Genomic DNA, 14,610 nt, shown 5'->3' on the forward strand with positions numbered 1-14,610 from the left:
AGGAGCCGGGATGGGTGGTCAGGAGGTGGGGTCTCGGAACCGCAACCCGAGTCCGGCGTGCGGCACCTCGGTCAGCCGCCCGTCCACGATGCGCACAGGCGAGGGGTCGTTCAGGGCGCCGAGAGTTCCGAACCCGGCATCCTCGACGTCCTCGACCAGCACCTCGGCGTCCAGCGTCATGGCGAGCTGCCCCGAGAGTTCCGGCAGCAGGTGCGGGTGCAGCGCCGCACCGTGCGCTGTGGCGAGCGACGCGATCTCGAGGAACGGGGTGATGCCGCCCACTCGCACGATGTTCGGCTGCACGATCTGCGCCGCTCCTGCGCGCAGGAAGTCGGCGAACCTGTACACCGTGTGAAGGTTCTCTCCGACGGCGATCGGCACCCCGCTGGATGCCTGGAGTCGGCGCGCGAGCTCGGTGTGCCCCGCGAGATCGTCGGCCCGCAGCGGCTCTTCGATCCAGGCGGGATCGGCGGCGGCGAGCACCTCCATCGACGCCGTCGCGCGCTCCAGCGACCAGCGCTGGTTGGCGTCGATCATCAGCTCGCGGCCCGCGCCGAGCACGGATCGCACGGCCATCAGCCGGTCGAGATCCTCGGCGACATCCGGCTTGCCGACCTTCACCTTCACGGCGTCGAAGCCGGAGTCCACCCAGCGCCGCACCTGCGCGACGAGCTCGTCCTGCGTGTAGTGCAGGTTCACGCCGCTGCCGTAGGACCGCACCGCGGTGCGCCGGGAGCCGAGCAGCCCGGACACCGCCACGCCTTCGGCGCGCGCCGCGGCGTCCCACAGCGCCAGGTCGAGGCCGGCCAGCGCGATCGTCGTGATCCCGCCGCCGCCCGCCTCATGCAGGTGCTCCCACGCGGGCTGCCACAGCCGGTCGGACGCCGCGGCCTTCCCGATCGCGAACTCCGCGATGTCGTTTCGCAGCAGGGCGATCACGGCCTCGGCGCCGATCTGCGGCGTCCAGGAGAATCCCCAGCCCTCGGCACCGTCGTCGCGCACGACGTGCGTGGCGATCACGCCGACCGAGGTCACGTCCGCGGCCCACGGCCGCGTCAGCGGCACCCGGATCAGCCGGGCCCCGAAGCGCTCGATCCGGCGACCTTCCCCCGGTTCCGGTCTCAACCGTTGCGGGTGTGCGGGGGCCTCACCCGCAACCGCCCCGACCGGAGCTGTGGGGGAAGCCCCCTCCCCGCCTCGTTCCGGTCTCGATCGTTGCGGGTGTTTCGCCGGATCACCCGCATCCGCTGAGACCGGAGCGGTGCGGATCCCAGGCGAACCCGCATCCGTTGGGACCGGAGCCTCGGGGGTCACAGTAGGGCCCGTCCTGCGGCCAGGATGTCGGCCAGCCGGGCTTCCTGCTCGGGCGTCGGATCGACCAGCGGCGCGCGCACACCGCCCACCGGCATCCCGCCCAGGCGCAGCCCGGCCTTGATCAGCGAGACGCCGAAGCCGGGGGACTCGTCGCGCAGCGCGACGAGCGGGGAGTAGAAGCCGTCGAGCAGCTGCAGGCGGCGGTCCTCATCGCCCGCGATGTAGGTGTCGTAGTACGCCTTCGCGACCTCGGGGATCATCGCGAACGCTGCCGACGAGTACAGCGGGATGCCGAGGCCGCGGTAGGCGGCCTGGGTCAGCTCGGCGGTGAGCAGGCCGTTGAAGAACGCGAAGTCGTCGCGGCCCTCGGCACGCACCGCGCGCACGATGCGCTGGGCGGCGTCGACGTCACCGGTGCCGTCCTTGAACCCGACCACCTTCGGGTTGCGGGCGAGGCGCCGCATCGACTCGGCGGTGAACTGCGCGTTGGCCCGGTGGTACACGATCACCGGCAGATCGGATGCCGCAGCGATCCGCTCCACGTACGCGATCAGTCCGGCCTGCGGGGCACCGACCAGGTACGGCGGCAGCACGAGCAGTCCGTCGGCGCCGGCATCCGCCGCGTCGCGCGCGACCTCTGCGGCGTGCCCTAGCGGGCCGCCGGCGCCGGCGATCACGGGCACCCGGCCGGCCACCGCATCGACCGCGGTGCGCACCACGAGACCCGCCTCGGCGGTGGACAGTGCGTGGAACTCGCCGGTCCCGCAAGCCGGGAACACGCCGCCCGCGCCGTGCTCGACGCCCGAGGCGACGTGCGCGGCGAGCAGCTCGGGGTCGATCCGGTCGCCGTCGTCGAACGGGGTGACGGGGAAGAACAGGATGCCGGAGAAGTCCATCAGGCCAGCGCCTTTCGCGATTCGGAAGCGGGGGCGTCGACCAGCTGATCGCGCCAGGATCGGGTGGGGGACCAGCCGAGCAGGCGGCGGGCCTTCGCGTTGGAGAACGCCGGGGAGGTGCCGGTGAGCACGGCGGCGCTGCGCTCCGTGCCGGGGAAGTACTGCGGCACGAGCTCGGCCAGGGGCTCGCGGGCGAGCGCGTCGTCGGCGCCGACGAAGAACGTCTCGGCGTTGGGGATCTCGCCCATCGCGCCCAGCAGCACGCCGCAGAAGTCCGCGACGTCGCGGGCGTCGACGTAGTTGAACACGGCCGGCGCGGAGAGAGCCGGATCGTCCAGGCGCTCCCGCACGGTGTGCCCCTGCTGGGTCGGCGCACCCGCCCATTCCTCCGGGGCGATCACGTAACACGGCCGGAACGACGCCAACCGCACCGCGTCGCCGGTCTGCCTGGCGTACATCTGCACGGACTGCTCGATGATCAGTTTCGACAGCGCGTACGCGTTCCACGGCCGCGGCGGCGTGTCCTCGTCCAGCGGGAAGCGGTCCGGCGCCCATCCGGTCGGGGCGCCGTAGCCGAGCACGGTCGGGCTCGAGGCGGCGATGATGCGCGGGATGCCGGCATCCACAGCCCCGCCGAGGACGGATGCCGCCAGTCCCGCGTTGGTCCGGAGGATCACGTCCTCCGGCGCGCTGAAGGGCACGGCGATGGCGGCGAGATGGATGAGGGCGTCGGCGCGGGCGTCGCGCAGGGCGGACGCCGCGGCATCCGCGTCGGACAGGTCGATGTCGACTGTCGCGACGCCGTCGCGGGCGAAGCCGGCGGGGTGCGCGCGGTCGAGGGAGACGATCTCGCTCCCCGCATCCGCCAGCCCGGCGACCAGGCTGCGCCCGAGCCGGCCTGCGCCTCCGGTGATGACGATGCGGGTCATGCCCGCTCCCGCGCCAGCATCCGGATGCCGAGGTCGGCGACGAGCACCGGCATCCCTGTCTCGAGCGACCTGTTGCCGGCGATGCCGACGGCGATCGACTGCACGCCGTCGGTCCAGTCGGCTGGCCGCGCCAGCGGGTCGTCACCGGGGCCGACGAAGACATCCGACAGCAGCAGCGCATCGCCGCCGCCGTGGCTGCCGCCCTCGTTGACGATCGGCACCTCGAAGGCCTCCTCCCAGTGCCGCTGCACGAGCAGCCGCTCGCTGTGCGGGCGCAGCGATGTGCTGCCGCCGGCTTCGAGAGCACTGGGGTCGACGACCGGATGCAGGCCGTCGTCGATCAGCACCGCGCCGCGTTCGACGACCTCGAGCTCGGCCCTGCCGAGGGTGCCGTTCACGGCGACGCGGTAGCCCTCCCACGGGGAGTGCGCGTTCAGCGAGTACGACATCGTGGCGCCCGACGCGTAGTCCACGATCAGGGCGAGGTTGTCCTCGATGGTGATGCCCTCACTGAACACGTCGAGGTCGCGCACGTAGCCGTCGTGCTGCTCGGCGTCGAGGTACAGCGTCTTCAGCCGCTCGTCGTCGCGCAGATCGAGCTCGAACGCGTCGTGCGCACCCTCGTGCGTGCCGCGGGCCGGCCGATCGGTGAGTCCGCGTGCGGCGGCGTTCTCCGCGCCGTAGAACCGCAGGCCGCCCGAGGCGTAGACCCGCCGCGGCGTGGAGCGGATCCACCAGTTGACGAGGTCGAAGTGATGGCTGGCCTTGTGTACGAGCAGGCCGCCGGAGTTGCTCTTGTCCCGGTGCCAGCGGCGGAAGTAGTCGGCGCCGTGGTTGGTGTCGAGCATCCACGAGAAGTCGACCGACGTGATCTCGCCGATCGTGCCGTCCTGGATCACCTGGCGAAGCGCGCTGTTGCGCGGTGAGTAGCGGTAGTTGAAGGTGAGCACCACGCTGCGGCCGGTGCGCTCGACGGCGTCCTCGATGGCGGCCGCACTCGGAGCGTCGATGGTGAGCGGCTTCTCGACGACGACGTCGGCACCGGCCTCGAGAGCGCGGACGATGAGGCCGGCGTGGGTGCTGTCCTTCGAGCAGATGATCACGCGGTCGACGCGCTCGTCGCGGATCATCCGCTCCAGGTCGTCCGGTGTCCACAGCGACGGGCGCGGTGCGCCGGATGCGGCCACGTTGTCGGCGTGGAAGGCGGCGCGTGCGGGGTTCGGCTCGCAGATCGCGACGAGCTCGGCACGGTCGGCGTAGGTGCCGGTGATCGCGCCGACGTACATCTGCGCGCGGTGTCCGGCGCCGATCAGCGCGTAGCGGGTGCGGGTCATGACTGCTCCGTCCATGATGCTGAGGAAACGTTTTCTGAGCGTAGCACGAACGGCTGGCGAGCGTGCGGAGGGCGGATGCCGGATGAGTAGACTCGCCGTGAGGAAAACGTTGTAGAAACCGGGCCGATTCCCCCTTGCGAAACGTTTCAATTTTGGGTTAGTCTCCAGGCAAGCGTTTTCCTCGCATCAGGGGACACGCACCGGCAAACACAGACATCGTCGTCAGGCATCCCGATCTGACGAAGGAGTCACAGAGAGGACAAGGATGTTCAGCAAGAAGCGTTTGACGGCCACCGCGGCCGTCGCCGCCGGCGCGGCACTCGTGCTGGCCGGATGCTCGGGCAGCAGCGGCTCGGATGCCGAGCCGAGCTTCGACCCCGACGAGAAGGTCACCCTGAACCTGGCGTTCTGGGGCAACGACGTTCGCGCCGACCTGTACAACCAGGCCATCGAGGCGTTCAACGAGGAGTACCCGAACATCAAGGTCAACTCCACCTTCCTCGACTTCCCGAGCTTCTGGGAGAAGCGCCAGACCGAGGCGGCCGGCGGGAACCTGCCGGATGTCATGCAGTTCGACTACTCGTACCTGCGCCAGTACTCCGAGAACGGGCTGCTGCTCGACCTCGACCCGTACATCGGCGGGATCATCGAGAAGGACCCGCTGCCCGAGAACATCCTCAAGATCGGCGTCGTCGACGACACCACGTACGCGATCCCGACCTCGACCAACGCCTGGGGCCTGTTCACCAACCCCAGGCTGCTCGAGACCGTGGGCGTGGAGGACTTCGCCGGCGGCAGCTGGGACGACTACACCGACTGGATGAAGACCGTCACCGATGCCGGCGCCGGGAACGTCTGGGGCGGCAGCGACTTCACCGGCCGCATCCAGAACTTCGAGGTGCAGCAGCGAGCCAAGGGCGAGGACCTGTTCACCGAGGACGGCAAGGCCAACTTCACCGAGGACGACCTGAAGGCGTTCTGGGAGCAGGGTGAGGCGATCCGCGACGGCATCGGCGTCCCGCCGCAGAAGGTCGAGGAGCTCAAGCCGCTCGGCGCGTTCGACAGCGCGCACGCCACCAGCGAGCTGACCTGGGACAACTTCGGCGCCGGCTACCTGGCGAACCTCGGCGCGGACTACACCGAGCTCAACCTCATCGAGCCGCCCGTCACCGAGGAGGGTGCGAAGGACCTCTACCTGAAGCCCTCGATGCTGCACGCGATCTCGGCGAAGACCAAGCACCCCGAGGCTGCGGCCACGCTGGTGAACTTCCTGATCAACTCGCCCGAGTCCGGCGAGATCTTCGGCACCAACCGCGGTCTGCCTGCGTCGGAGACGGCGCTCGCCGCGGCCGACCTCGACCCTGTCGCACAGCAGATCAAGGACTACGAGGAGTCGATCAGCGACCGCCTCGGCGACGCCCCGCCCGTGCCGATCAACGGCTACGGCACGCTCGAGCAGAAGTTCCTCGAGATCGGCCAGGAGCTCGGCTACGGCACCATCAGCGTCGACGACGCGGTGAAGCAGTTCTTCTCCGAGATGGACGTCGTGCTGAACCAGTGAGAAACTCGCCGGGCCGGAGCGCGTCTCCGGCCCGGCGCACCACTCCAAGGAAGGGGTCGTCGTGAGTACGACAGCGACGAGAGTCATCGTCACAGAGAAGCCGGGCAAGCGCGGGCTGCTGCGCGGCAGCCGGCCGGAGGTGCCGCTGCAGCGGCCGGGGCAGAAGGCGCGTTCGCGCAAGGAGACCGCGGCCGGGTATGCGTTCCTGACGCCGTGGTTGATCGGGTTCTTCGGTCTGACAGCCCTGCCGATGGTGTACTCGCTGTACCTGTCGTTCACGCGGTACAACATCTTCCAGCCGCCGAAGTGGATCGGGTTCGAGAACTACGTCCGGCTGTTCACGAACGACCCGGTGTTCATCCAGTCGGCCCAGATCACCCTCGTCTACGTGTTCGTCGGCACCCCGATCACCCTCGCTGCGGCACTGGGTGTGGCGATGCTGCTGAACTACCGCGACAAGGGTTCCGGGTTCTTCCGGTCGGCGTTCTACGCGCCGTCGCTGATCGGCGGGTCGGTGTCGGTGGCGATCGTATGGCGGGCGATGTTCTCCACCGACGGCCCGGTCGACAACGGACTGAGCTTCTTCGGCATCGACATCGGCGGGTGGATCGGCAACCCGGCGATGATCCTGCCGATGATGATCCTGCTGCACGTGTGGCAGTTCGGGTCGACCATGGTCATCTTCCTCGCCGGTCTCAAGCAGATCCCGAAGGAGCTGTACGAGGCGGCCGAGATGGACGGCGCAGGTCCCTGGCAGAGATTCCGCGCGGTGACGATCCCGATGCTGTCCCCAGTGATGTTCTTCAACCTGCTGCTCGGCCTGATCGGCGCGTTCCAGGTGTTCGCCTCGGCGTACATCATCTCCAACGGCACCGGCGGCCCCGCGGGCATGACGAACTTCATCACCGTGTACATGTACAAGCGCGGATTCTCCGACGGCCAGATGGGCTACGCGGCAGCGATCGCCTGGGTGCTCCTCGTGGTCGTGGCCATCATCGCCGCCATCCTTTTCCGCACCCAGAAGTCCTGGGTCCACTACGCAGGAGATGACCGATGAGCACCGCATCCTTCTCCGAGGGGTCCCTCGAGATCGTCGAGCAGCAGATCACGCCGACCGACTCGCCCAAGCGCCGCCGCGTCAAGCGCGGCACCTGGCAGACCGTCGTCTGGTTCGCCGTGCTGATCCTGCTCACCGCGGTGGTGCTGTACCCGCTGCTGTGGCTGTTCTTCTCCACCTTCAAGCCGAACTCCGAGTTCGGTCAGAACACCGGCCTGATCCCGGAGAACTGGTACCTCGGCAACTACGCGAAGGTCATGGAGGGCATCGCCGGCGTGCCGATGTGGAAGTTCTTCCTGAACTCGCTGATCCTGTCGGTCGCCGCCGTGATCGGCACGGTGCTCTCGTCGGCGCTCGCCGCCTACGCGTTCGCGCGGATCCGGTTCAAGGGCCTGGGCATCTTCTTCGCCGCGATGATCGGCACGCTGCTGCTGCCGTTCCACGTCGTGATCATCCCGCAGTACATCATCTTCAACAAGCTCGGCTGGATCGACACCTTCATCCCGCTGATCCTGCCGAAGTTCCTCGCCACCGGGGCGTTCTTCGTGTTCCTGATGGTGCAGTTCATGCGGCAGATGCCCCGCGACATGGACGAGGCCGCCCGCATCGACGGCGCCGGCCACCTGCGCATCTTCTGGGCGATCATCCTGCCCCTGATCAAGCCGGCCCTGATCACGTGCGCGATCTTCGCGTTCATCTGGGAGTGGAACGACTTCCTCGGCCCGCTGCTCTACCTGACCAGCCCCGAGAACTACCCGCTGCCGATCGCGCTGCGCCTCTACAACGACGCCTCCTCCGGCGGCGCCGACTACGGCGCAACCGTCACCGCCTCGTTCGTCGCCCTCGTGCCGGTGCTGCTGTTCTTCATCGTGTTCCAGCGCTTCCTCGTCGACGGCGTCGCCACGCAGGGATTGAAGGGCTGACCATGTCGCGCGCTTCGAAGGCGGCCGTGCGGGACTCGCGCTCCGGTGCGGGCCCCACGGTCGCCGGTGCCGAGCCCGGGCCGAACCCGGGTGCGACCGCGAAGTTCGGCCTGTTCGGCGAGGTGCTGACGGTCGGGCTGCTGATCACTGCGGCCGGCCTGGCCGTGGTCACCCTGCCGATCGCGCTCGCCGCGGGAGTGCGGCACCTGCGCCGGTTCGTCTCGGCCGAGGATTCCCGTGCGGGGCTGTTCTGGGCCGACGTACGGCGCGGTGTCGTGCCGAGCCTTCCGCTCGGCGTCGGCGTGGTGCTGCTCGCGGCCGTGCTGCTGATCGACATCGACCTCGCGGGCTCCGGCGTGCTGCCCGGCGGCCCCGTGGTCGCGGCGGTCGGCTGGGCGGGTCTCGCGGCCCTGGTCACCGGCATCCTGCTGGTCGCCGGCGCGTGGGATCCGGATGCCGGATGGCGGTCCGCGCTGCGCGCGGTGCCCGCCCGCGCAGCATCCGACCCGGCGGGCACCGCCTACCTGCTCGCGACCGGCGTCTTCGTCGGGGTCGTGACGTGGATGCTGGTTCCGCTCTTCATCCCCGCGATCGGATGCGCCGCCCTGGCCGTCGTCGCGATCCCCGCGCGGCGCCGCCGCACCGTCTGAATCCTTGCTCGACACATCTGACGAAAGGTCATTCCCCTCATGAGCGCGCCCTCCTTCCGCCGCCGGCTGCTCGCCGGCGCCGCTGCTGCCGCCGCCGGCGCCCTGGTGCTGTCCGGCTGCGCCGGCAGTGAGCCGGCAGCCGAGTTCGACCCCGACGAGAAGGTCACGCTGAGCTTCGCGTTCTGGGGCAACGACGACCGCGCTGCCCGCTACAACGACCTGATCGCAGCCTTCAACGAGGAGCACCCGAACATCAAGGTCAACGTCAGCTTCACCGACTACCCCAGCTACTGGGAGAAGCGGGCGACCGAGGCCGCCGGTGGTGGCCTGCCCGACGTGTTCCAGTTCTCGGACAGCTACCTGCGCCAGTACGCCGAGCCCGGGTACGTGCTCGACCTCGGCACCCAGAAGGACTACATCGACTTCTCGACCTTCGAGGACTCGCTGCTGGGCACCGGACAGCTCGACGGCACGCAGTACTCGCTGCCGACCGGATACAGCATGTGGGCGAACTTCGTGAACGACGACCTGCTCGCGAAGTACGGCGTCGACGCTCCCGAGGGCGGCACCAGCCCGGCGGAGTTCGACGACTGGATGGCCGGCTTCACGGAGGCATCCGGCGGCGCCGTGTACGGCGGAACCGACTACACCCAGCGCATCCAGGGCTTCGAGCTGTCGCTGCGCGCCCACGACAAGAACCTGTACACCGACGACGGCGAGCTCGGCTTCACCGAGGACGAGCTGCGCGACTACTGGAACAGTGGGGCGGGGCTGCGCGACGGCGTCGCCGTGCCGCAGCAGAAACTCGAAGAGATCAGCCCGAAGTCGGGCATGGGCGCGCAGCTGACGGCGACCGAGATGAGCTGGAGCAACTTCCTGGGCGGGTACCTCGCCGACTCCGGCGCGAAGTCGATCTCGATCATCGCGCCGCCGACCGACAAGGCCGGGTCGAAGGACCTGTACCAGCAGGGTGGACTGCAGATCGCGATCTCGGCCAAGACCAAGCATCCCGAGGCCGCGGCGATCTTCCTCGACTACGTCGTGAACAGCGAGGAGGCCGGCAAGGTCTTCGGCACCACGCTGGGCTTCCCCGCGTCGTCGAGCAAGCTCGCCGGCACGAACCTCGAGGGCGTCGACAAGCAGGTCGCCGACTACATCGAGTCGGTGTCGGACCGCGTCGGCGAGGCGCCGCCGGTGCCGGTGATCGGCTACGGATCGCTGGAGCAGAAGTTCTGGGACCTCGGCAAGGAGATCGGACTGGGCACGGTCTCGGTGGATGACGCCGTCGAGCAGTTCTTCGCCGAGGCGGACGTCGTCCTGCAGTAGCGGGCGGCCCTCACTCCGGTCGCAGTTCGCCCCGCTTCGCACACGTCGGAGCGGGGCGAACTGCGTTCCAGGGCGGTCAGGCGTGCGGGGGAGCGGTGCTCCCGCGCACGATGAGCTGCGGCGACAGCGTCTGGAACGGCGTCGGCTCCTCGTCCTGCAGCAGAGCCTGCATCGCCTGCCAGGCGCGCTCGCCGAGTTCGGATGCCGGCACGGCGGCCGTCGTCAACGGCGGCGAGGTGTAGGCGGCGAAGGGGATGTCGTCGAAGCCGACGATCGACAGCTGCTCCGGCACCCGGATGCCGCGCGTGGTGAGCTCGGACAGCAGGCCCATCGCCACCAGGTCGTTGAACGCGAGCACGGCAGTCGCGCCGGAGTCGAGCACCCCGTCAGCCGCGGCCGTGCCGCTGTCGAAGCCCACGCCGGCGGGCAGCTCGTCGATCACGAGGTCGTCATGATCGGCGAGAGCCCGGGCGATCGCCTCCTGCCGGGCCACGTGCGAGGCGCTGCGCGTCGAGCCGGCGAGGTACAGCAGGTGCCGGTGCCCCTCGGCGACGAGATGCTCGATCAGCTCGCGCAGCGCAGCGCCGTAGTCCGCGGCGACGACGGGGGCGCCGTCCTGCACGCCGCGGTTGATCACGACGACGGGGGAGAGCGTGGGAAGCAGCGCCGTGAGCTCGTCCTGTGGCATGCGCGGCGAGCACAGGATGACGCCGTCGGTGCGGCGGCGGGTGGTGCCGGCGAGGGCGCGCTCCTCGGCGAGATCCTCCACCGAGTCCGCGATGAGCACGTGATAGCCATCCAGCGTCGCGGCCCGGCTGAGCCCGCGCAGGATCGCCTGGAACGTCGGGTTCTCCAGGTCGGGGATGACGACGGCGACGGTCTGCGTGCGGCCGAGGACCAGGCTGCGTGCGACGGGGTTCGCGGTGTAGCCGAGCTCCTGCGCGGCGGCGAGCACGCGCGCTGCGAGGGCGGGATCGACGGTCGGGTTGCCGTTCATCGCGCGCGAGACCGTCGACAGCGAGACGCCGGCCAGTTTCGCGACATCGGTGATGCCCGCTCGTTTGGATGCGCCCGTCATGCTCCCCCGTCCGTGTGTGCTCTCCGAGAGTACGCCATACTGATCAGAAAACGTTTTACCGGAGGTGCGACATGGCGGGTTCCCCGGCGGACAGACAGCAGAAGCAGGAGCGGCTCGTGCGGGTGCGCGCGGCGGCGGAGGCACCACTGCTGCTGACCTCGCACGAGGCGATCTCCTGGTATCTCGAGGGAGTCCGCACGCACGTCTCGCTCGCGGGACCGCCGGTCCTCGCCGTCCGCGCCGCGGACGACGGCGACACGCTCTTCGTCGCGGCGAACGAGGCCGACCGGCTCATCGCGGAGGAACTGCTGCCGGAAGAAGCCGGCCGAATCGTGCGCGTACCGTGGCAGCTGCCGCCGGCCGTGGCAGCCGCCGAGGCAGGCGGTGTCGCCGAGGCGGATGTCGCCGCGCCGCTGCGCGCCGCGCGGGCATCCCTGCTGCCCGCGGAACGCGAGCGGTACCGGATGCTGGGTCGCGAGACCGCCGAGGTGCTCACCGACGTCCTGCGCGACGCGCAGCCTGCGCAGTCGGAGCGCGCGCTCACCGGTGCCGTGTCCGGTGCGCTCGCCGCCCGGGGCATCGATCCGCTGGTCGTGCTCGTCGCCGGTGCGGGGAGGGTCGGCTACCGGCATCCGCTGCCGACAACAGCGCCGCTCGGCGAGCGCGCGATGGTGGTCGTCTGCGGGCGCCGGCACGGCCTCATCGCGAACGCGACCCGCTGGGTCGGCCGGGCAGGGGCGGATGACGAGCGCGTGCTCGCGGTCGAGCGCGCCTTCCTGGATGCCTCGGTGCCGGGCATCCGATTGAACGAGGCGTTCGCCGCGGGGATCGCGGGATACGCGGCGCAGGGTTTCGACGCGGAGGAGTGGCGGAGGCATCACCAGGGCGGGCCGACCGGATATGCCGGTCGCGACCCGCGCGCGACCTCCGACACGGATGACGGCATCGTCGACGGTCAGGCGTTCGCGTGGAACCCGACCGTGCCGGGCGGCAAGGTCGAGGACACGATGGTGTGCGACGGCGACGGCTGGGAGGTGCTCACCCTCGACGAGCGCTGGCCCACGGTCGAGCACGCCGGGCTGCGGCGTCCGGTCGCAATGCCCTTCCGGTGACCCGACCCCCTCTGGGTCGCTGGGCCCGTCGAAGCGTCCCCGCGCACGCTTGGAGTTCTGCAGAATCGCGGACGGAAGCGCGTCAGAGCATCCGGGATTCTGCCGTTCTCCGGGATTCTGTCGCCGGAAGTCACCGGTCAGAGCCGGGAGAGTGGCCGCGGTCGGCGGGGCGTGCATCCGGAGATCGGCAACATCGCGGAGCAGTCCGCGCCGGAGCATCCGCGATTCTGCGGATCTCCGAGAACCTGCCGGCGGATCAGCCCGCGAGCATCCGCTCGACGGATGCCGCATCCCGCCGCCCGTCGGCGACCAGACCGCGGAAGGTCCGGGTGAGCGACTCGCCGGCGGCGAGCTGCACGGGGCTGTCCCAGGCCAGCGCCGATCCGATGCCGGGGTAGTCGTCGACGCGCACGAACCACGGGTCGGCCGCGGTCGCGGCGTCTGCCGGGGCGAGCGCGACGGTCGCCTCGCCGTCGGCGAAACGCGCGGCGAACGACACCCAGGGCGCGATCGCGCCGTGCACGGATGCTTCACCCGTGGCATCCGGGGTGCGCACCTCGATGTCGGTGGCCGGCGCGAGCCGCCAGGCGAGGCCGCCGTATCCGCCGCCCACGCGCCCGTGGGAGCCAGGGCTGCCCAGTTCGATCGCGTGCGCGCCCGCGCGCAGCGTCGTCGTGAACAGGAACGTCCAGGCGTCGTCCTCAGGCGACATGGCGAAGGAGGTCTCCTCGGTCAGCGCGACGGAGCCATCTGGTCGCTGCCATTCCGCGGTCCGGGCGAACCCGTCGTCCGTGTGCTCGAATGACGTGGTGACGATCCGGCCGTGGTCGTCGAGCCAGCGGTAGCCCTCATCGCGGACGTAGGTGGGTCCGCCCCAGAAGTTCACGTCGCCGGCGTGCTGAATGCCGAACGACAGCCCGAGGTGCCAGTCGTGGTCGGCGGGGTGGGCGTCGGTGACGCGGATGCCGCCGAGCGTGCGGATCGGGTGCAGGAAGGGCCGCGGGCTGGAGGTGGGCGTCACCGCCGAACCGTCGTCGTGAACCGCGACGACGGCGTCGCCGACCGCGATCTCCGTGGTGCTGCCCGATGCGGGGATCGGAGCGAACGGCGCGTGCAGTTCGCTGAACAGCGCACCGCTGCGCGCGGCGCGCTCGACCCAGAAGGCCGCGTCGCGCACGGCCGCCACGCGCTCCGGTCCTTCGCCGAGCTCGTCGATCTGCTCGGCAGGGATCGCGACGGGGTCGGGTGCGGTGCGCACGGCCTCGAGCACCTCCATGTAGGCGCCGCTGTCGACCAGCGCCGACGAGAGCGGGATGCCGGTCGCACGGTGGTCGAGCAGCTCCTCGAACAGGTCGGTGCGTCCGGTCTGCCGGACGGTGCCGTCGGCCTCGGTGAGGGTGTCCTCGGTGTACGAGAAGACGACATCTCGGGCGGGGCTGCGCACCTCGATGAGCGGTGCGCTGGAGACCGCGGATGCCAGGGTGAGCCCGCCCGAGATCACGCGGCCGTCGTGCAGGGTGATGCGCACGGCGGAGGTGTCGTCGGCCTGGATGCCGGCGGCGTGCAGCAGCTCGAGCTCGATGCGGGCGACGTCCTCGCGGCGGCGGGCGCCTGCGATGCGCAGGGCGGTGGCGATGGCGTGCGAGAGGGCGTTGGTGAGCACGCCGTCGGTGACGGGAGCGCCGTTCAGCACGCGGTGGCCGGCCCAGGCGGAGCGGGTCCAGTAGGCGGTGTCGCGGGTCCACGCTCCCCAGGTGGCGACGGATGTCGCGGTGCCGAGTTCCGCGAGCTCGGCGAGCGCGTGCGATCCCATGCTCTGGAAGCCGATCTGCACCGCGCGTCCGGTGCGCTCCTGCAGGTCGAGCAGCGCGGTGAACTGCTCCATGGTCGCCACCGGCGGCTTCTCGAGGTAGAGGTCTGCGCCGTGCTCGAGTGCGGCGGACGCCAGCGGGAAGTGCGTGCCGGTCGGCGTGGCGACGATGACGATGTCGGGGCGGATGCCCGAGGCGAGGGCCTCGTCAAGGCTCGGCCAGTGCGGAGCATCCGCACCGTAGCCGCTCTCGGGTGCGCCGGCCGGGTCGACCAGGCCGATCAGGCGGACGCGGTCCTGCAGTCGGTCGAGGTTGCGCAGGTGCACGGCGCCGAAGCCGCGGGCGCCGACGAGCAGGACGGTGGGAGTGGTCATGCTCCCATCGTATTGGAAAGCGCTTCCCCAACGGAAGAGTGGTGGATTCGGCGTGAGGGAGCAGAGCAGTTATGATGGACGGACGTGCGTGGCTGAGGCTTCGCACATGGAGACGTCGCATAGTCAGGCCTAGTGCACCACCCTGCTAAGGTGGAGTCCCCTCACGGGGACCGAGGGTTCAAATCCCTCCGTCTCCGCCAATGCGAAACGGCCCCAGGACGAAGTCCAGGGGCCGTTTCGCATTG

General features: G+C 70.1%; 12 protein-coding genes and 1 tRNA gene. 7 read left to right on the forward strand and 6 right to left on the reverse strand.

Annotated elements, in window-relative coordinates:
* Positions 1–18: 18 nt before the first annotated feature.
* The 4 genes from DY023_RS03760 to DY023_RS03775 all read right to left on the reverse strand — a co-directional run bounded on the left by DY023_RS03760 (position 19) and on the right by DY023_RS03775 (position 4,473).
* Complete coding sequence (locus tag DY023_RS03760) at positions 19–1,065, reverse strand: mandelate racemase/muconate lactonizing enzyme family protein (protein WP_116241005.1); 1,047 nt, start codon at positions 1,063–1,065, stop codon at positions 19–21.
* A 245-nt stretch (positions 1,066–1,310) separates the two neighbouring features.
* A complete protein-coding gene (locus tag DY023_RS03765) occupies positions 1,311–2,210 on the reverse strand; it encodes a 5-dehydro-4-deoxyglucarate dehydratase (protein WP_116241006.1) in 900 nt (299 codons plus the stop codon).
* The gene (locus DY023_RS03770; RefSeq protein WP_116241007.1) at positions 2,210–3,139 is read right to left on the reverse strand and encodes an NAD-dependent epimerase/dehydratase family protein; all 930 of its coding nucleotides are present in this window, start codon (positions 3,137–3,139) and stop codon (positions 2,210–2,212) included. The genes DY023_RS03765 and DY023_RS03770 overlap by 1 nt, the downstream gene beginning before the upstream one ends.
* Complete coding sequence (locus DY023_RS03775; RefSeq protein ID WP_116241027.1) at positions 3,136–4,473, reverse strand: Gfo/Idh/MocA family protein; 1,338 nt, start codon at positions 4,471–4,473, stop codon at positions 3,136–3,138. Before DY023_RS03775 ends, DY023_RS03770 begins: the two co-directional genes overlap by 4 nt.
* 265 nt (positions 4,474–4,738) lie before the next feature.
* Here DY023_RS03775 and DY023_RS03780 point away from each other — a divergent pair, with 265 nt between their 5' ends.
* The 5 genes from DY023_RS03780 (at position 4,739) to DY023_RS03800 (ending at position 9,990) form a co-directional block, all read left to right on the forward strand.
* A complete protein-coding gene (locus DY023_RS03780) occupies positions 4,739–6,034 on the forward strand; it encodes an ABC transporter substrate-binding protein (protein ID WP_116241008.1) in 1,296 nt (431 codons plus the stop codon).
* Positions 6,035–6,095: 61 nt separating this feature from the next.
* Positions 6,096–7,091 carry a carbohydrate ABC transporter permease gene (locus DY023_RS03785; RefSeq protein WP_116241009.1) on the forward strand — a complete coding sequence of 332 codons (996 nt, stop codon included), beginning with the start codon at positions 6,096–6,098 and terminating at the stop codon, positions 7,089–7,091.
* Positions 7,088–8,014, forward strand: coding sequence for a carbohydrate ABC transporter permease (locus DY023_RS03790; protein WP_116241010.1), 927 nt, complete (start codon positions 7,088–7,090; stop codon positions 8,012–8,014). The genes DY023_RS03785 and DY023_RS03790 overlap by 4 nt, the downstream gene beginning before the upstream one ends.
* 2 nt (positions 8,015–8,016) lie before the next feature.
* Positions 8,017–8,664, forward strand: a complete 648-nt coding sequence (locus DY023_RS03795) for a hypothetical protein (protein WP_116241011.1) — start codon at positions 8,017–8,019, stop codon at positions 8,662–8,664.
* 39 nt (positions 8,665–8,703) lie between these two features.
* Positions 8,704–9,990: an ABC transporter substrate-binding protein gene (locus DY023_RS03800; protein WP_116241012.1), complete on the forward strand. Its 1,287-nt coding sequence runs from the start codon at positions 8,704–8,706 to the stop codon at positions 9,988–9,990.
* Positions 9,991–10,066: 76 nt separating this feature from the next.
* Here the strand turns inward: DY023_RS03800 and DY023_RS03805 are convergent, their stop codons facing one another.
* The gene (locus DY023_RS03805) at positions 10,067–11,068 is read right to left on the reverse strand and encodes a LacI family DNA-binding transcriptional regulator (protein WP_116241013.1); all 1,002 of its coding nucleotides are present in this window, start codon (positions 11,066–11,068) and stop codon (positions 10,067–10,069) included.
* 71 nt (positions 11,069–11,139) lie between these two features.
* Here DY023_RS03805 and DY023_RS03810 point away from each other — a divergent pair, with 71 nt between their 5' ends.
* Positions 11,140–12,180, forward strand: a complete 1,041-nt coding sequence (locus tag DY023_RS03810; RefSeq protein WP_245958579.1) for a M24 family metallopeptidase — start codon at positions 11,140–11,142, stop codon at positions 12,178–12,180.
* Positions 12,181–12,436: 256 nt separating this feature from the next.
* Here the strand turns inward: DY023_RS03810 and DY023_RS03815 are convergent, their stop codons facing one another.
* Positions 12,437–14,365: a DUF6807 family protein gene (locus DY023_RS03815; RefSeq protein ID WP_116241014.1), complete on the reverse strand. Its 1,929-nt coding sequence runs from the start codon at positions 14,363–14,365 to the stop codon at positions 12,437–12,439.
* 108 nt (positions 14,366–14,473) lie between these two features.
* On the opposite strand from DY023_RS03815, the gene DY023_RS03820 reads away from it, so the two are divergent.
* Positions 14,474–14,565: transfer RNA gene (locus DY023_RS03820), tRNA-Ser, on the forward strand.
* Positions 14,566–14,610: the final 45 nt, after the last annotated feature.

It is taken from the genome of Microbacterium bovistercoris (assembly GCF_003387575.1).
Taxonomy (GTDB): domain Bacteria; phylum Actinomycetota; class Actinomycetes; order Actinomycetales; family Microbacteriaceae; genus Microbacterium; species Microbacterium bovistercoris.